Annotated in this window: 15 protein-coding genes and 1 pseudogene; 9 read left to right on the forward strand and 7 right to left on the reverse strand. The window is 72.0% G+C overall.

Going from position 1 to position 16,007, the window contains the following annotated elements:
• Positions 1–19 precede the first annotated feature (19 nt).
• Complete coding sequence (locus tag ACFQ58_RS05220) at positions 20–721, reverse strand: SDR family NAD(P)-dependent oxidoreductase (RefSeq protein ID WP_376949990.1); 702 nt, start codon at positions 719–721, stop codon at positions 20–22.
• Positions 722–863: 142 nt separating this feature from the next.
• Here ACFQ58_RS05220 and recQ point away from each other — a divergent pair, with 142 nt between their 5' ends.
• The 4 genes from recQ (at position 864) to ACFQ58_RS05240 (ending at position 6,204) form a co-directional block, all read left to right on the forward strand.
• Positions 864–2,885 carry a DNA helicase RecQ gene (gene recQ, locus ACFQ58_RS05225; protein WP_376949991.1) on the forward strand — a complete coding sequence of 674 codons (2,022 nt, stop codon included), beginning with the start codon at positions 864–866 and terminating at the stop codon, positions 2,883–2,885.
• A gap of 123 nt (positions 2,886–3,008) precedes the next feature.
• The gene (locus ACFQ58_RS05230; RefSeq protein ID WP_376949992.1) at positions 3,009–3,431 is read left to right on the forward strand and encodes a hypothetical protein; all 423 of its coding nucleotides are present in this window, start codon (positions 3,009–3,011) and stop codon (positions 3,429–3,431) included.
• A gap of 31 nt (positions 3,432–3,462) precedes the next feature.
• Complete coding sequence (locus ACFQ58_RS05235; RefSeq protein WP_376949993.1) at positions 3,463–3,894, forward strand: hypothetical protein; 432 nt, start codon at positions 3,463–3,465, stop codon at positions 3,892–3,894.
• A 183-nt stretch (positions 3,895–4,077) separates the two neighbouring features.
• A complete protein-coding gene (locus ACFQ58_RS05240) occupies positions 4,078–6,204 on the forward strand; it encodes an acyl-CoA dehydrogenase (protein ID WP_376950338.1) in 2,127 nt (708 codons plus the stop codon).
• A gap of 58 nt (positions 6,205–6,262) precedes the next feature.
• On the opposite strand, the gene ACFQ58_RS05245 is transcribed toward ACFQ58_RS05240, so the two are convergent.
• Positions 6,263–6,469, reverse strand: coding sequence for an HPP family protein (locus tag ACFQ58_RS05245; protein ID WP_376949994.1), 207 nt, complete (start codon positions 6,467–6,469; stop codon positions 6,263–6,265).
• 51 nt (positions 6,470–6,520) lie between these two features.
• Complete coding sequence (locus ACFQ58_RS05250; protein ID WP_376949995.1) at positions 6,521–7,534, reverse strand: malate dehydrogenase; 1,014 nt, start codon at positions 7,532–7,534, stop codon at positions 6,521–6,523.
• A 143-nt stretch (positions 7,535–7,677) separates the two neighbouring features.
• On the opposite strand from ACFQ58_RS05250, the pseudogene pip reads away from it, so the two are divergent.
• Both pip and ACFQ58_RS05260 read left to right on the forward strand, forming a co-directional pair.
• Positions 7,678–8,631: pseudogene (gene pip / locus ACFQ58_RS05255) on the forward strand (prolyl aminopeptidase); the annotation flags it as partial.
• 576 nt (positions 8,632–9,207) lie between these two features.
• Positions 9,208–10,086 carry a neutral zinc metallopeptidase gene (locus ACFQ58_RS05260; protein ID WP_376949996.1) on the forward strand — a complete coding sequence of 293 codons (879 nt, stop codon included), beginning with the start codon at positions 9,208–9,210 and terminating at the stop codon, positions 10,084–10,086.
• Positions 10,087–10,099: 13 nt separating this feature from the next.
• Here ACFQ58_RS05260 and ACFQ58_RS05265 read toward each other — a convergent pair whose 3' ends face one another.
• Positions 10,100–10,798: an alpha/beta fold hydrolase gene (locus ACFQ58_RS05265; protein ID WP_376949997.1), complete on the reverse strand. Its 699-nt coding sequence runs from the start codon at positions 10,796–10,798 to the stop codon at positions 10,100–10,102.
• A 9-nt stretch (positions 10,799–10,807) separates the two neighbouring features.
• Complete coding sequence (locus ACFQ58_RS05270; RefSeq protein WP_376949998.1) at positions 10,808–11,806, reverse strand: DMT family transporter; 999 nt, start codon at positions 11,804–11,806, stop codon at positions 10,808–10,810.
• A 160-nt stretch (positions 11,807–11,966) separates the two neighbouring features.
• Between ACFQ58_RS05270 and ACFQ58_RS05275 the strand changes: the two genes are divergently transcribed.
• From ACFQ58_RS05275 to ACFQ58_RS05285, 3 genes are all read left to right on the forward strand, one after another.
• Complete coding sequence (locus ACFQ58_RS05275; protein WP_376949999.1) at positions 11,967–13,010, forward strand: alcohol dehydrogenase catalytic domain-containing protein; 1,044 nt, start codon at positions 11,967–11,969, stop codon at positions 13,008–13,010.
• A gap of 108 nt (positions 13,011–13,118) precedes the next feature.
• Positions 13,119–14,078 (forward strand): helix-turn-helix transcriptional regulator, encoded by a 960-nt coding sequence (locus ACFQ58_RS05280; RefSeq protein WP_376950000.1) that lies wholly within the window; start codon positions 13,119–13,121, stop codon positions 14,076–14,078.
• A gap of 84 nt (positions 14,079–14,162) precedes the next feature.
• Positions 14,163–14,669 (forward strand): GNAT family N-acetyltransferase, encoded by a 507-nt coding sequence (locus tag ACFQ58_RS05285; protein WP_376950001.1) that lies wholly within the window; start codon positions 14,163–14,165, stop codon positions 14,667–14,669.
• A 28-nt stretch (positions 14,670–14,697) separates the two neighbouring features.
• Here ACFQ58_RS05285 and ACFQ58_RS05290 read toward each other — a convergent pair whose 3' ends face one another.
• A complete protein-coding gene (locus ACFQ58_RS05290; RefSeq protein WP_376950002.1) occupies positions 14,698–15,069 on the reverse strand; it encodes a hypothetical protein in 372 nt (123 codons plus the stop codon).
• A gap of 151 nt (positions 15,070–15,220) precedes the next feature.
• Positions 15,221–16,003, reverse strand: a complete 783-nt coding sequence (locus tag ACFQ58_RS05295) for a PspA/IM30 family protein (protein WP_376950003.1) — start codon at positions 16,001–16,003, stop codon at positions 15,221–15,223.
• Between the last annotated feature and the right edge of the window lie 4 nt (positions 16,004–16,007).

Below are 16,007 nucleotides of genomic sequence, written 5' to 3' on the forward strand. Positions count from 1 at the left end.
CCCGGAGCGGCGGCCGAGCTCATCCCTCGGCGAACGCCCCGGGCGGCAGCGCCGTCTCCCCGTCGACGATCGCGCGCACGAGCCGGTCGGCCACCGCGGCGGGCTCGAGCCCTCGCGGGAAGCGCGGCGCCGAGCCGAAGAGCGGTCGCTCGGCGAGCCCGGTCTCGACGTGGGCGGGGTGGGCGTCGAGCAGGCGGATGCCGCTGCGCCGCAGCTCGCGCCCCGCGGCCGTGAGGTACGCCGCGAGCGCTGCCTTCGAGGCGGAGTAGCTCGCGAGGCCGGCGGTGGGCAGGTCGGCGACGATGCCCGTCAGCGCGAGCACCACGGGCTCACCCCCGGAGGCGGCCGACTCGCGGAGGGCGGGCGCGGCGACCGAGATGATGCGCATCGGCGCGAGCGCGTTGACCGTGAACAGCGTCTCGAGGTCCTGCTCCGCAGTCTCGGCGACCGAGTCGAAGCCGACGACGCCCGCTGCGAGCACGATCACGTCGAGCCCGCCGAGGAGGGCCATCGCACGTTCCACGATCGCCTCGGGCGCCGTCTCGTCGGTGAGGTCGACGGCGATCGGCTCGCCGAATCGTGCGCGCTCGGCGAGTCGCGCGTCGTCGCGGCCGTGCACCGCGACACGCGCTCCGGCGTCGGCGAGCCGCTCGGCGAGCAGCGTGCCGAGCACGCCGGTCGCCCCCACGACGAGGACGCGCGCTCCCTCGATCTGCGTCATTCCGCGAGCCTATTGCGAGCGGATGTCGCGGCATCCGGGTTCACAGCGATCTCGCATCGCGACCCGTCCTCCCCAGCTCGCGGTCGACGCATGCTCGCCACGCGCCCGCCACGCTGTCGGCCCCGGCGGGTAGGGTCGTCGGGTGACGTGGAGCCAGAACCCCGAACCGGCCGGCGCCTGGGCCGACGAGGTGCCGTGGGATCCCGACGAGCTGGTGCCGCCCGACGATGAGTGGGCGCCTCCGGCGCCGCCATTCGCCGACGAGCCGGACGTCGGCGCGTCCACGCCGTCGGCACCGCGGGGAGTCGCCCAGGCCGCGGCGCCCGCGCGATTCGGCTCCCCGCTCGAGGCGCTCCGCACCGTCTACGGCTACGACGCGTTCCGCGGCGAGCAGGCGGCCATCATCGAGCACGTCGCCGGTGGTGGCGACGCCGTGGTGCTCATGCCCACCGGCGGCGGCAAGAGCCTCTGCTACCAGGTTCCGTCGCTGCTGCGCGAGGGCACGGGCGTCGTGGTCTCGCCGCTCATCGCGCTCATGCACGACCAGGTCGACGCGCTCGTGCGCAACGGCGTTCGTGCGGGCTACCTCAACTCCTCGCAGTCGCCGGCCGAGCGCGCGCAGGTCGAGCGCGCGTACGTCGCGGGCGAGCTCGACCTGCTCTACGTCGCTCCCGAGCGCCTCGGCTCCGAGCACACCAAGCGCTTCCTCGAGCGCGGCACCATCGCGCTGTTCGCGATCGACGAGGCGCACTGCGTCGCCCAGTGGGGCCACGACTTCCGGCCCGACTACCTCGCGCTCGCCGAGCTGGCCGAGCGCTGGCCCGACGTGCCGCGAATCGCCCTGACTGCGACGGCCACCGAGGCGACCCACCGCGAGATCACCGACCGCCTCTCGCTCGCCGACGCGCGGCACTTCGTGTCGAGTTTCGACCGGCCCAACATCCAGTACCGCATCGCGCCCAAGCTCGACGTACGACGCCAGCTGCTCGACTTCGTGCGCACCGAGGGCCGCGACGCCGACGGCAACCCGGTCGCGGGCATCGTGTACGCCCTGTCGCGCGCGAGCACCGAGAAGTTCGCGTCGTTCCTCGCCGCGAACGGGATCGACGCGATGCCATACCACGCCGGCCTCGATGCTGCCACCCGCCGGCGCACGCAGGAGCGATTCCTCCGCGACGACGGCGTGGTCGTGGTCGCGACCATCGCCTTCGGCATGGGCATCGACAAGCCCGACGTGCGGTTCGTCGCCCACGTCGACCTGCCGAAGTCGGTCGAGGGCTACTACCAGGAGACGGGTCGCGCGGGTCGCGACGGCCTGCCCGCGACGGCGTGGCTCGCGTACGGCCTGCAGGACGTGGTGCAGCAGCGCCGCATGATCGACGAGAGCCCCGGCGACCTGGCGCACCGGCGACGCCTCGCCGCGCACCTCGGCGCGATGCTCGCGCTGTGCGAGACCGTGCAGTGCCGGCGCCAGAACCTGCTGGCGTACTTCGGCGAACCGAGCACCCCGTGCGGCAACTGCGACACCTGCCTCGAGCCGCCCGCCTCGTGGGATGGCACTGTGCCGGCGCAGAAGCTCATGTCGACCATCGTCCGGCTGCAGCGCGAGCGGAACCAGCGGTTCGGCGCCGGCCACCTCGTCGACATCCTGCGCGGCAAGCGCACGGCGCGGGTCGAGCAGTACGGCCACGACCGCCTGGCGACGTGGGCCATCGGCGACGACCTCTCCGATGCGCAGTGGCGCGGCGTCGTACGTCAGCTGCTCGCGCAGGGACTGCTGCAATCGGTCGGCGAGTACGGCGTGCTCGCCCTGACGGATGCCTCGGCCGAGGTCCTCGCGGGCGATCGCACGGTCGCCTTCCGCACCGAGCCCGAGCGACCCGGGCGCACTTCGCGCGGCGCACGCGCGGCCGCGCCCGCCGCGGCCGACCTCGAGCCGGCCGACGCCGAGCTCTTCGAGGCGCTTCGCGCGTGGCGTGCGGGTGAGGCGCGAGACCAGGGCGTTCCGGCGTACATCGTGTTCGGCGACGCGACGCTCCGCGCCGTCGCGGCGCAGCGTCCCTCGACGCTCGGCCAGCTCGACGGCATCTCGGGCATCGGCGCGAAGAAGCTCGAGGCGTACGGCGAGGCGCTGGTGCGCGTGGTCGCCGACCACGCCGGCTGATCGCGCTCGAGCCGACCGCCGCGGCTCGGCACGGGACCTTCGTACCGTGGGGGCACCCGGTACTCCTCGATAGCATCGGCCGAGGGGCCGCTTCGGGGTCGGCCCGGCTCGAGGGAGACGAAGATGTCCGAAGTGGTCCACGGGAAGCGTCCGGTCACCATCACGCTCATCGGCGTGGTCGCCTTCATCGCCGGCGCGCTCGACATGATCTCCGGCGTGCTGCTGTTCTTCCGGCTGCCCAACGACGAGGTGGTCGCGCGCTTCGGCGGCTCGGGCGGGCTCATCAGCGCCGCCATCGGCTCGATCGTCGTCGGCCTCATCACGGCGGTCCTCGCGGGCGGGTTGCTCCGCGGCAGCAACACGGCGCGGCTCATCATCACGGTGCTGCAGATGCTCTCGATCATCGGATCGCTGTTCCTCGCCGTGGCGTACATGAGCGATCCGTCGGTCGCCGGCGAGTGGATCGGCCTGGCATTCTCGGTCCTGCTGCTGATCCTGCTCTGGACGCCGAAGGCGAGCCGGTTCTTCGTCGGCACGGTCGAGTGATGCGCCACGACATCGCGATCGGTCGGCGACGATGAGCGGTCGCGACCTCGGCCGCGCGGCTCGGCCGACCGCGGTGACGGTGGTCGGGGTGCTGGTCTGGGTGAACGCGGCACTCGACCTCGTCGCCGGAGGCTTCCTCCTCGTCGGGGCGACGATCGGCGGCGACGACGACGCGACCCGGACGACGTGGGCGATCATGGGTTCCGTCTCGCTCCTCGTCGGCGCGCTCGCGGCGGTGATCGCCTTCGGCCTCATGAACGGCAATCCGATCGCCCGCATCGCGATCACCGCGATCGAGGTCGTGTCGATCGCGGCGTCCGTGAGCGCGGCCGTCGCGAACCCCTCGACCGCCGTGAACGAGATCGTGAGCGCCCTGGTCGCGCTCGCCATCATCGTCCTGCTCTGGTCGGCCGACTCGACGCGGTTCTTCCGCGGCCTCGCGGTCGATCAACCGCAGCGCTAGTCGCAAGGCCCCCACTTGTCGATGCTCCAACGGTGTGCGAGCCCTCGCTTGTGGAGTTCCACAAACGCGAGCGGATGGCGCGAACGGCGGTTTGTCGGCACCTGACGCACTATTTCCGGGGTCGCCGACCCGGCCCATAGCGTGGATGGAAGCCCTGATCCGCGTATGAAGGACGAACCGACGATGGTCGACACGGCATCCCGAACCGACTCCACCCCGGCCCCCAAGGTCGAGCGCCCGAGCACCCGAGCGCGCGCCGCCGAGGCCACTCCCGCGTACACCCCGATCGACTCGAACGCGGCGCCCGTCGTCGACGTGGCGGCCCTCGGCCGCCAGCTGCTCGGCACGTGGGCCGACGTGCGACTCGCCGCGCGCGAGCGCGCCGCCGATCCCGCGTTCCAGCGCATCGACGGGCAGTCGATGGCCGAGCACCGCGAACGCGTGCTGGGCCAGCTCCGGCTCCTCGTCGAGTCGGGCGCCGTGCACAAGGCGTTCCCGAAGGAGCTGGGCGGCGAGGACGACCACGGCGGCAACATCGCCGCGTTCGAGGAGCTCGTGCTGGCCGACCCCAGCCTGCAGATCAAGTCGGGCGTCCAGTGGGGACTCTTCGCGGCCGCCATCCTGCACCTCGGGACGACACCCCACCACGAGCGGTACCTCCCCGGTGCCATGACGCTCGAGGTGCCCGGCGCCTTCGCGATGACCGAGACCGGGCACGGCTCCGACGTGGCGGCCATCGGCACGACCGCGACGTACGACCCCGAGACCGAGGAGTTCGTGATCCACACGCCGTTCCGCGGCGCGTGGAAGGACTACCTCGGCAACGCAGCGCTGCACGGCATCGCGGCGGTCGTCTTCGCGCAGCTCATCACGAAGGGCGTCAACCACGGCGTCCACGCCTTCTACGTGCCGATCCGCGACGAGCGCGGCGAGTTCCTGCCGGGTGTCGGCGGCGAGGACGACGGCCTCAAGGGCGGCCTGAACGGCATCGACAACGGGCGCCTGCACTTCACGGACGTGCGCGTGCCGCGCGCGAACCTGCTGAACCGCTACGGCGACGTCGCGGCCGACGGCACGTACTCGAGTCCCATCGCGAGCCCCGGTCGCCGCTTCTTCACCATGCTCGGCACGCTCGTGCAGGGCCGCGTCTCGCTCGACGGCGCCTCGACCATCGCGAGCGCCATGGGCCTCGCGATCGCGATCACCTACGGCACGCAGCGCCGCCAATTCAACGCGGGCAGCGACACCGACGAGGAGGTGCTGCTCGACTACCAGCGACACCAGCGCCGGCTCATCCCGAGGCTCGCGACGACGTACGCGCAGGTCTTCGCGCACGACGAGTTCCTCGTGAAGTTCGACGCGGTGTTCTCGGGCGAGGCCGACACCGACGACGACCGGCAGGACCTCGAGACGATCGCGGCCGCGCTCAAGCCGCTCTCGACCTGGCACGCGCTCGACACGCTGCAGGAGGCCCGCGAGGCGACGGGCGGCGCCGGATTCCTCGCCGAGAACCGCCTCGTCGGCCTGCGCCAGGACCTCGACATCTATGTCACGTTCGAGGGCGACAACAACGTCCTGCTGCAGCTCGTGGCCAAGCGACTGCTGACCGACTACTCGAAGCAGTTCGCGAACGCGGATGCCGGCGCGATGGCGCGGTACGTGGTCGCGCAGACGGCGGACCGCGCCTATCACGGCACGGGCCTGCGCCGTCTCGCGCAGACGATCGCCGACTTCGGCTCGACGGCCCGGTCGGTGCACGAGCTGCGCGAGGAGGAGACGCAGCGCGAGCTGCTCACCGACCGCGTCGAGGCGATGATCGCCGAGATCGCCGGGCGCCTTCGCGACGCGCGCAAGCTGTCGAAGGCCGAGGCGGCGGCGCTGTTCAACCGCAACCAGAACGAGCTCATCGAGGCGGCCCGCGCGCACGCCGAGCTGCTGCAGTGGGAGGCGTTCACGCGCGGGCTCGCCCGCACCGAGGACGCCGGCACGAAGCAGGTGCTCACGTGGGTCCGCGACCTGTTCGGGCTCGGCCTGATCGAGAAGCACCTCGCGTGGTACCTGATCCACGGCCGGCTCTCGCCGCAGCGCGCCCAGGCCGTCACGGCGTACATCGACCGCCTCGTCGAGCGTCTGCGCCCGTACGCGCTCGACCTCGTCGACGCGTTCGGGTTCGCGCCCGAGCACCTGCGCGCGGCGATCGCCTCCGGCGCGGAGCAGGAGCGGCAGGACGAGGCGCGCGCGTACTACGCGGCGCAGCGCGAGGCGGGCTCGCTTCCGGCTCCCGAGAAGTTTGAGAAGGCCAGGCGATAGCGGATGCCGCGTGGGCGGGCCGGGCGCGACGCGCCCGGCCCGTCGTCGTCTCGGAGAGTCAGCGCTTCCGTGCGCCGCTCGCGTCGTCATCCTCGCCGGGCGGCTTCATGATCGCGCCGGCCGCGAGGCCGACCGCGAGGCCGGCGCCGAGCCACACCCAGAACCCGGTCCAGACGCTGACGGCGATGCCGACGATGAGCCCGACCACGAGGCCCACGATGAGTTGGCGGCGGCGTGCGGGCGACATGGGTTCACGGTCGGGCATGGCCTCAGCCTAGGCGGACGCCACGGCGCCCCGCCGCGCCATCCGTCGCCGTCAGATCAGGCCGAGCGAGCGCACGGCCTCGCGCTCGTCGACGAGCTCGGCGACCGAGGCGTCGATGCGTCGTCGGGCGAAGTCGTCGACCCCGAGCGACTCGACGACCTTCCACGTGCCGTCCTCGGACACCACGGGGAACGACGAGATGACGCCCTCGGCGACGCCGTACTCGCCATTCGACCAGACTGCCGCGCTCGTGCGGCCCCGATCGCCCGTGCCGAGCACCCAGTCGCGCACGTGGTCGATCGTCGCCGACGCGGCCGACGCGACGGACGAGGAGCCGCGCACCTCGATGATCTCCGCGCCGCGCTTGGCCACTCGCGGGATGAACTGGTCCTCGAGCCAGGCGCGGGCCGCGTCGGTGCCGCCCATGCGCGCGGCGAGCAGCGCGGGCACCGGTTCCGCGCCGGCGGTCGCGTGCGCGACATCGGGGAACTGCGTCGCGGAGTGGTTGCCCCAGATCGTGACGCCGCGGAGATCGCCGACCGGCGACTGGAGTGCCGCGGCGAGCTGACCGAGCGCCCGGTTGTGGTCGAGGCGGGTGAGTGCCGTGAAACGCTCCTTCGGCACGTCGGGCGCGTTGGACGCCGCGATGAGCGCGTTCGTGTTCGCCGGGTTGCCGACGACCACCACGCGGATGTCGTCGGCCGCGTACTCGTTGATCGCGCGGCCCTGCGGTCCGAAGATGCCGCCGTTGGCCTGCAGCAGGTCGCCGCGTTCCATCCCGGCGGCGCGCGGCCGGGCCCCCACGAGCAGGGCGAGATTCGCGCCGCGGAACGCGACGGCGGGGTCGTCGGTGATCTCGACGTGCGAGAGCAGCGGGAACGCCGAGTCCTGGAGTTCGAGCGCCGCGCCCTCGGCCGCCCGCAGGCCCTGCGGGATCTCGAGCAGGTGGAGACGCACGGGGGTGTCCGGCCCGAGCATCGCGCCCGAGGCGATCCGGAAGAGGAGGGCGTAGCCGATCTGCCCGCCCGCGCCCGTGATGGTGATCGTGACCGGAGTGGGGCTCATGGCCCGAGCCTACGCCGGGCGCTCCGTCGCGGCAGGTCGCTCCCCGCCCGACTGCGGAATCCGCGGCGGCGCGCCGCCGGGCGGCGGTATCCTACGGTCGCTAGCGTGGCGGGCAAGGGGGCGCGGTGGACGGAGGGGACAGTATGAGGGAGCTCTATCCGGAGATCGAGCCGCTCGAGACGGGCATGCTCGACGTCGGGGACGGCCAGCACATCTACTGGGAGGTCTCGGGCAATCGCGAGGGCAAGCCCGTGGTGTTCCTGCACGGCGGGCCCGGCGGCGGCACGACGGCGACGCATCGTCGGCTCTTCGATCCCTCCCGCTACCGGATCGTGCTGTTCGACCAGCGAGGCTGCGGCTTCTCGATCCCCCATGCGTCCGAGCCGGGCGCCGACCTCTCCGCGAACACCACCTGGCACCTGGTGGCCGACATGGAGCGGCTGCGCGCGCATCTCGGCATCGACCGCTGGCAGGTGTTCGGAGGTTCGTGGGGCAGCTCGCTCGCGCTCGCCTACGCCCAGACCCATCCCGAACGCGTGACCGAGATGGTGCTGCGCGGCATCTTCACGCTGCGCCGTCAGGAACTCGACTGGTTCTACGAGGGCGGTGCGTCGGCGATCTTCCCCGACCTCTGGGAGGACTTCATCGCACCAGTGCCCCTCGGCGAGCGGGCGCACCTCATCGAGGCCTTCCACCGGCTGCTCTCCGACCCCGACCCCGAGGTGCACCAGGCTGCCGCGATCGCCTGGTCGCGGTGGGAGTCGTCGACCATCACGCTGCTTCCGCAGGCCGAGACGATCGCCCGCTTCACGGCCCCGGAATACGCCACCGCGTTCGCCCGCATCGAGAACCATTACTTCCGGCACGGCGGATGGTGGGACGAGGGCCAGCTCATCCGCGACGCCGAACGGCTCCGCGGCATCCCCGCGGTCATCGTTCAGGGCCGCTACGACATGTGCACGCCCATGATGACCGCCTGGGACCTGCACAGGGCGTGGCCGGAGGCCGACCTGCGCATCATCGACGACGCCGGGCACGCGTTCGACGAGCCGGGCATCCTCGATGCGCTGATCGCCGCGACCGATCGCTTCGCCGAGCCGAGCGAGACCACCCCGTCCGACGAGACGGCGGCTACCGGAGTGATCGCGGGCGACGAGGCGGAGCAGGAGACCGCCGCGGATTCCGACGAGGACGAGACCGCCGCCGCCGATGAGGACGGCGGGACCGACCTCGACGCGGCCGAGGTCGACGAGGATGACGTCGAGGACGACCGCACGGAAGCCGACGGCGATGAGGCGGCTGACTCCGACGGCGATGGTGGTCGGAACACCGATGACGACGTCGATGACGATGACGACGACGACGATGATGACGACGACGACGACGACGATGATGACGATGACGAAGACGACGATGATGACGACGACGACGATGACGATGACGAAGACGAAGACGACGATGATGACGACGACGACGATGACGATGACGAAGACGAAGACGAAGACGATGATGACAACGACGAAGACGACGACGATGAAGACGAAGACGATGACGACGACGACGGCACCGAAGATGACGACGACGGAGATCGCGACGGGTCCGGCAGCGTAGCGCGGCGACGGGGCAAACGGAAGGCGGATCCCCGCGGCGATGCCGAGCGGTAACGTCGGGCCATGACGTTCAATCCGAACTCCGACATCAGCGGCGGCAAGGCGTCACGACGCGGGCGCAACACCGGAATCGCGGTCGGCGGCGGTCTCGGCGCGGTCGCACTGTTCCTGATCGCGCAGTTCCTCGGCGTCGACCTCAGCGGGCTGGTCGGCGGCGGCCAGCAGGACCCGGCGGCGCCGGACTCCGCGCTCGAGGAGTGCAAGACCGGCCAGGACGCGAACGAGCGCATCGACTGCCGCATGCAGGGCGCGACGGCCTCGCTCGAGGACTACTGGCAGGAGGCCGGGCCGCAGGTCGGCTTGGACTACGTCGGCCCGCAGGACCTCATCCTGTTCAGCCAGGCCGTCGCGACCGGCTGCGGCAACGCCTCGTCGGCGACGGGCCCGTTCTACTGCCCGCCCGACCAGACGATCTACATCGACACCTCGTTCTACGACACGCTCGAGCAGCAGTTCGGTGCCGAGAGCGGTCCGCTCGCCGAGATGTACGTCGTCGCGCACGAGTGGGGCCACCACGTGCAGAACCTCGCCGGGATCCTCGAGTCGTCGCGGGACGGCCAGACGGGCCCGACCTCCAACGCGGTGCGGGTCGAGTTGCAGGCGGACTGCTTCGCAGGCGCCTGGGCGGCCGCGGCCTCGGACACCGAGGACGAGCGCGGCGTGCCGTTCCTGCAGCCGATCACGCGCGACCAGTACACCGAGGCGCTCAGCGCTGCCGCCGCGGTCGGCGACGACCGCATCCAGGAGACCACTCAGGGTCAGGTCAACCCGCACCAGTTCACGCACGGCACGAGCGAGCAGCGCGTGCGGTGGTTCGAGGCCGGTTACGAGCAGGGCGCCGGCGCGTGCGACACGTTCGGGGTCAGCGGCTCCGAGCTGTAGGCCGCCGCCTCGCTCAGCGAGCGGCCGCCTCGACGAGGAGACGACCGAGTTCGACCGGCCGCGAGAACTGCGGCCAGTGCCCGGTCGGCAGGTCGACGATCTCGAGGTCGCGCATGGCCGCGACCTCGCGGATGAACGGCGCGCCCTGCGCCATCCATTCGCGGAGCTGCGCGCTGGGGTACTCGCACGTGATGATCGTGCTCGGCACGTCGCGTCGCCGGTCGTCGGTGAGGCGGAGCGGGTCGGTCGCCACGGCCGCGGGTTCGGGGATCGAGCGCTCGCGGAACCGGCGGCGCGCCTCGTCGTCGAGGTCGGCGAGCATGCCGTCGCCGAACACCGACCAGTCGGGCAGCGGGATCTCGTCGCCCACGACGGGCAGGCTGTCGTTGATGCTGTCGCCGTCGCTCATGGGCGCCGCGTCGACGTAGACGACGCGGGCGATGCGATCGGGTCGGCGGTCGGACACGGCCTGCGCGACGGTGCCGCCGCCCGAGTGCCCGACGAGCACGACCGGCCCCTCGATGCCGTCGACCAGGCGCACGACCGCTTCGACGTGGTCGTCGAGGCCGATGCCGGCGCGCGGCGCATCGACGGATTCGAGGCCCGGCGGGGTGACGGCGTGCAGCCGGTGGCCGGCGGCCTCGAGCGTCGGCGTCACCTCGCTCCACGAACTCGCATCGAGCCAGAAACCGGGGATGAGGATGACGTCCATACTCCGACGCTAGGCCGTGCCGCCGACATCGACGCGCGCCGTGAAGCCGGGTCCGGATGGGTCGTCTCCGGCACGTGCGGAGCCGCGCCGCGGCATCCGCCGACCGCTGGCCACCGCGAGCAGCACGATGCCCGAGGCGAGCACGAGCAACCCGGTGACGGCGCCGCCCGACAGCTGCTCATGGAGCACGATCACGCCGAGCACCGTGGCCGTGAGCGGCTCGGCGAGCGTGAGCGTCGACACCGTCGCGGGCGTCAGCCGCTTCAGGCCGGCCCCGAAGAGCAGGTACGCGGCGGTCGTCGTGACGAGGCCGAGCCACAGCGCCATCGCGAGTCCGTCCGGCGACGCGAGCCACGCGGCATCCGTCGACAGCAGCACCGGCAGGCTGACCGCGGCCGCGCCGCCGAAGATCGCTCCCATGCTCGCCGGCGAGGTCCAGCCGCGATCGAGCAGCGACTTGCCAGCGAGCGTGTAGACCGCGTAGGCGCCTCCGGCCGCGATCGACGCGGCCACGCCGAGCGGGTCGACGGCCGCCGGGCCGGTGCCGGTCGCTGCGGCCAGCACGGTGACTCCGGCCGTCGCCAGCGCGGTGGCGACGATCCAGACCCGGCCGGGGAACCGGCGCCGGAGGACCCAGTCGAGCACGCCGGTCAGCACCGGTGCGGATCCGAGCGCGACGACGGTGCCCACCGCGACGCCGTTCGCGGCGGTGCCGGCGAAGAACGCCGGCTGGTAGGCGAGCACGCCCGCCGCGCCGGCGAGCACCGCGAGCAGTGCCGGGAACCGGGGCGCGAGGCCACCGGGCGTCGGGGCGACGGATGTCCCGGTCGCATCGTCCCGGCGCCCGGCGAGCTGCAGCACGAGGGCGACCGCGGCCAGCGCGCCCCCGCCGATCAGGATGCGCGCCGCGCCCAACGAGAGGGGATCGGCCTCGGGGCCGAGCGCCTGCGCGGTGCCGGTCGTGCCGAAGCAGACGGCCGCCGCCAGGACGAGGAGCACGGAACGCATGAGATATTGTTACACAATCCGAAGAGGACTACGAGTCCCGATAGGATTCCGGAGGTCCGCGTCGCCGCGGCATCCGTCACGTCATCGCCGAGGGGGCGCGCGACCCGGTGCACGGTACCCCTGCCGGCGGCTCGGCCTTCACCTGTCGTGAGGAGGATCCGTGCGCGCCGTCATGTACCGCGACTTCGGCCAGAGGCCCGAACTCGTCGAGGTCGACCCGCCCGCCTGCCCGCCGCGTGGCGCCGTCGTCCGCGTGCGCGCGACGGGCCTGTGCCGCAGCGACTGGCACGGCTGGATGGGGCACGACGACGTCATCGCGCTCCCGCACGTGCCGGGTCACGAGTTCGCCGGCGAAGTCGCCGAGCTCGGCGGCGAGGTGGCCGAGGCGAGCGGATGGCGCGTGGGCGACCGGGTCACCGCACCCTTCATCTGCGCGTGCGGCCGCTGCGACGAGTGCCGGTCGGGCAACGAGCAGGTGTGCGAACAGCAGCGCCAGCCTGGTTTCACCCATTGGGGCTCGTTCGCCGAGTACGTGGTGGTCGACGAGGCCGAGCTCAACCTGATCCGCCTGCCCGACTCGCTCGGGTTCGTCGAGGCGGCGTCGCTCGGCTGTCGGTTCGCCACCGCCTACCGGGCGATCATCGCGCGCGGCCGGCTGCAGCCGGGTGAGCAGGTCGCGGTCCACGGATGCGGCGGGGTGGGCCTCTCCGCGATCATGATCGCCGTCGCGGCCGGCGTGCCGGTGTTCGGCGTGGACGTCTCGGAGGCGGCGCTCGCCGCGGCGGCCGAGCTGGGCGCGGTGCCCATCCAGGGCGGCGACGGTGCGGCCGAGCGCATCCGTGAGGCCAGCGGGGGAGGAGTCGACCTCTCCGTCGACGCGTACGGCAGCCCCGAGACGGCCTTCGCATCCGTGCGGAGCCTCCGCACGCGCGGTCGCCACGTGCAGATCGGCCTCATGCTCGCCGACCACGCGGTCGCGGCGATGCCGATGGACGCGGTGATCGCGGGCGAGCTCGAGATCCTCGGGAGCCACGGCATGGCGGCGCACGAGTACCCCGACCTGCTCGGCGCGGTCGCGTCGGAGGCGTTCCGGCCGATCGAGCTCGTGGGTCGCAGGATCGGGCTCGACGACGTGCCCGAGGCGCTCGCCGCGATGGGACGTGCCGGCGGGGGCGGTTCGGGCATGACGGTCGTCGAGCTCTGAGAGACCGTTTCGGACCTCGTTTCCCGTCTGACCCGGGGATCTTCAGGACCGTGGGCATACACTGACCTGAATCGGCGCGCCCTCGCGCGACGACGGTGAGGAACCCCCATGAACGGACTCGTCCGCTCCTCATTCGAGACGAACGATCCCGAAGAGGCTCGGCACGCGTTCGCCCCGCTCGTGCCGCGGCTCGAGTTCGGCCGGGTGGACGCCGACACGTTCCGCGTCTGGATCCAGGGCCGGTCCGTCGCCGGGTTCTCGATCGTCGACTACGCGTTCGCGGCGCCCACCGTCGTCGAGGGCGGCGCCGACGAGGTGCTCGTGGTCTCGGCGCGCGGTCGCAACGTCGACATCACGTACGGTCGCACAGCGGTCGACGCACGGCGCCCCTACATCAACGCCGCCGACGGGGTCTCGGGACGATGGGATGCACTCCAGGCCCGCGGCACCGTGCTCGACCGCGCTCGCCTCGAAGAGGTCGCCCGCACGATCTCCGGTGAGCCCGTCGAGCGGATCCATCCGGTCGAGCTCGCGGCTCGGACGCCCGAGCTCGGGCTTCGATGGGAGGACGCCGTCGCGCGCGTCCGGCAGGCGATGCTCGTCGCACCCGAGTCCTTCGCCGATCCCATCGTCGAGCGGGCGGCGTTCCATCACCTCGCATCGACCTATCTCGCCACGTTCCGGCTAGCGTGGCCGGGACCGAACGGGCGACAGGTCGCGATCGGAGCGCGGTCGAAGACCGTGCGTGCGGCGATGGACCACATGCACGCGCACGCGGCGAGTCCGCTGACCGTCGAACAGGTCGCGGCCGCGGTGCACGTGTCGCCGCGGGGCCTCCACGCGGCGTTCGTCGCGGAGCAGGGCAGGCCGCCATCGGAGGCGCTGCGCGACATCCGACTCGCCGGGGTTCGCGACGAACTGCGGTTCGCCGACCCCGCGGACGGTATCGGCGCGATCGCCCGCCGTTGGGGGTTCGTGCACCTGTCGCGCTTCGCCGAGGCGTACGAGCGCGCGTACGGCGAACTGCCGTCGGTGACCCGCTCGATCCGGCGCCGCGCCGCGGCCTGAGCCCGACCGCGGCCGTGACGCCGGGGGACGACTCCTCGATCGCGCCCATGCGTCCCATCCTCGCCCCACGAGTACGGTCGAGGCATGGTGGGCGCGACGGTGCGTGCGGCGCGGGCAGGGGATGCCCGCGAGATGGCGCGGGTGATCGTGCGGTCGTGGCGTGAGACCTACCGCGGCGTCGTGCCCGATCGCATCCTCGACGATCCCGGATTCGAGGATGCGCGCGAGCGATTCTGGACCACCGCCCTGACCGATGAGCGATACCGCGCGAACCGGATCGCCGTGGCGGAGCACGACGGGCGGATCGTCGGCGTCGCCATGTCGGGGCCGATCGACGAACCCGGCTCTGAGTGGACGCGCCAGCTGTACGTGCTCTACGTCATCGCGTCCGAACTCGGCTCGGGCACGGGCGCGCGCCTGTTCCATCACGTGATCCGCCAGGAGGAGGCCGTCGCGCTCTGGGTGGCGGACCCGAACCCTCGGGCGCAGGCGTTCTACCGCAAGCACGGCTTCGCCGCGGATGGCGCGGAGACGGTCGACGACGGCATCCGGGAGATCCGGATGGTCCGACCGGGGCGGCCGCCGTCGTAGCGGACGCCCGACGCACCCTGCGTGGCGATCAGGCCGCCGGAGTGCCCGCCGATTCCGCGGTCTCGTGGTGGTGCGTCGAGAAACTGCCGGTCGGGATGTGATCGGTGAGCCGGTCGACGATCGCGGCGTCGAGCGAGAGCCCCGAGTTGCTGTTCACGGCGATCATGAGCCGGTCGAGCAGGTGGCGGTCACGAGGCGCTCGGACCGTGCTGTCGAACTCCGCGCGGATGAACGTGATGGGCGTGAGGAACACGCGTTGTTCCTGACCGCATTCGTCGCTCCAGCTGAGGAGCACCGGTTCCTTGCGGCGCAGCTTCGTCGTGATCACGGTGAAGACATGGTCGAGCAGGTCGTCCTCGAGCATGATGGGGACGACCCCGTCGAGGTTGAGCGAACCCACGGCGCCCCTCCGATCAGATCGCGAGAGACGAATACGCGGCGAGTCTCGCAGCGCTTGGTCGGTAATCCGAGTCCCGAAAGCTCACGCTACGCCGAATCCAGCCAGAGCCCCCGTTTGCGGGACAGATGGTTCGCCCCATCTCCGCTCGCGATCAGCTCGGATTCGGCCCCTGCCCGATGCTCAGCCACTCACCGGCATCGTCGCCGCCCGAGCGCGGGCGGCCCGGCGAGCCATCCGTACCCGTGCCCTTCAGCTCCTGGATCTGGCGATCGATCTCGGCCTGGGCGCTCATGGCGGCGAGCTGGCGTTCGATGTCGGCGTCTGGCGGCGCGGTGAGGTCGCGCAGCGCGCCGCTGTTGATCAGTTCATCGGTGGCTTCGGCGCGCGCCTGCATCTGCGCGACGCGGTCGCGGGCGCGGTCGAGGCTCGTGCCGACGTCGTCGATCGTCGCACCGATGCCGGCGACGGCCTCGTTGGCGCGCACCTGCGCCTCGGACGCGGTGTAGGTCGCCTTGATCGTCTCCTTCTCGATGCGGAAGGCCGCGATCTGCTCGGAGAGCCGGCGTTCGCGCTCCTCGAGCTGCGACGTCTGCTTCTGCATGCCCGCGTACTGCGACTGCAGCTGCGCGACCTGGCGTTCGATCAGCGAGCGTCGCTCGAGCGCCGCGCGGGCGAGGTCCTCGCGGCCCTGGTCGAGCGCCTCGCGGGCCTGCGCGCCGAGGCGCTGGTACCGCTGGCCGAGCTCCTGCCCCTGCAGGTCGATGCGCTTCTTCGCCGTCGCGACCTCGGCCAGTGCCTGGCGCACCTGCTGCAGCAGCTTGACCTGCTGGTCGTAGCTGTCGTCGAGCAGGTCGCGCGGGTCCTCGATCTTGTCGAGGGCCTTCGAGGTCTTGGTGCGGAAGATCGTCCGCATCCGGGAGCTGTTGCTGGCCATGTCG

Origin of the sequence: Agromyces sp. NPDC056523 (genome assembly GCF_042794545.1) — a bacterium.
Lineage (GTDB): Bacteria > Actinomycetota > Actinomycetes > Actinomycetales > Microbacteriaceae > Agromyces.

Bases quoted from the DNA above. Each gene is read 5' to 3' on its own strand.
- ACFQ58_RS05250 (WP_376949995.1), bottom strand. From the start codon at position 7,534: ATGAGCCCCACTCCGGTCACGATCACCATCACGGGCGCGGGCGGGCAG.
- ACFQ58_RS05260 (WP_376949996.1), top strand. From the start codon at position 9,208: ATGACGTTCAATCCGAACTCCGACATCAGCGGCGGCAAGGCGTCACGA.
- ACFQ58_RS05230 (WP_376949992.1), top strand. From the start codon at position 3,009: ATGTCCGAAGTGGTCCACGGGAAGCGTCCGGTCACCATCACGCTCATC.
- ACFQ58_RS05235 (WP_376949993.1), top strand. From the start codon at position 3,463: ATGAGCGGTCGCGACCTCGGCCGCGCGGCTCGGCCGACCGCGGTGACG.
- ACFQ58_RS05280 (WP_376950000.1), top strand. From the start codon at position 13,119: ATGAACGGACTCGTCCGCTCCTCATTCGAGACGAACGATCCCGAAGAG.
- ACFQ58_RS05220 (WP_376949990.1), bottom strand. From the start codon at position 721: ATGACGCAGATCGAGGGAGCGCGCGTCCTCGTCGTGGGGGCGACCGGC.
- ACFQ58_RS05265 (WP_376949997.1), bottom strand. From the start codon at position 10,798: ATGGACGTCATCCTCATCCCCGGTTTCTGGCTCGATGCGAGTTCGTGG.
- ACFQ58_RS05240 (WP_376950338.1), top strand. From the start codon at position 4,078: ATGGTCGACACGGCATCCCGAACCGACTCCACCCCGGCCCCCAAGGTC.
- ACFQ58_RS05295 (WP_376950003.1), bottom strand. From the start codon at position 16,003: ATGGCCAGCAACAGCTCCCGGATGCGGACGATCTTCCGCACCAAGACC.
- ACFQ58_RS05285 (WP_376950001.1), top strand. From the start codon at position 14,163: ATGGTGGGCGCGACGGTGCGTGCGGCGCGGGCAGGGGATGCCCGCGAG.
- ACFQ58_RS05245 (WP_376949994.1), bottom strand. From the start codon at position 6,469: ATGCCCGACCGTGAACCCATGTCGCCCGCACGCCGCCGCCAACTCATC.
- ACFQ58_RS05270 (WP_376949998.1), bottom strand. From the start codon at position 11,806: ATGCGTTCCGTGCTCCTCGTCCTGGCGGCGGCCGTCTGCTTCGGCACG.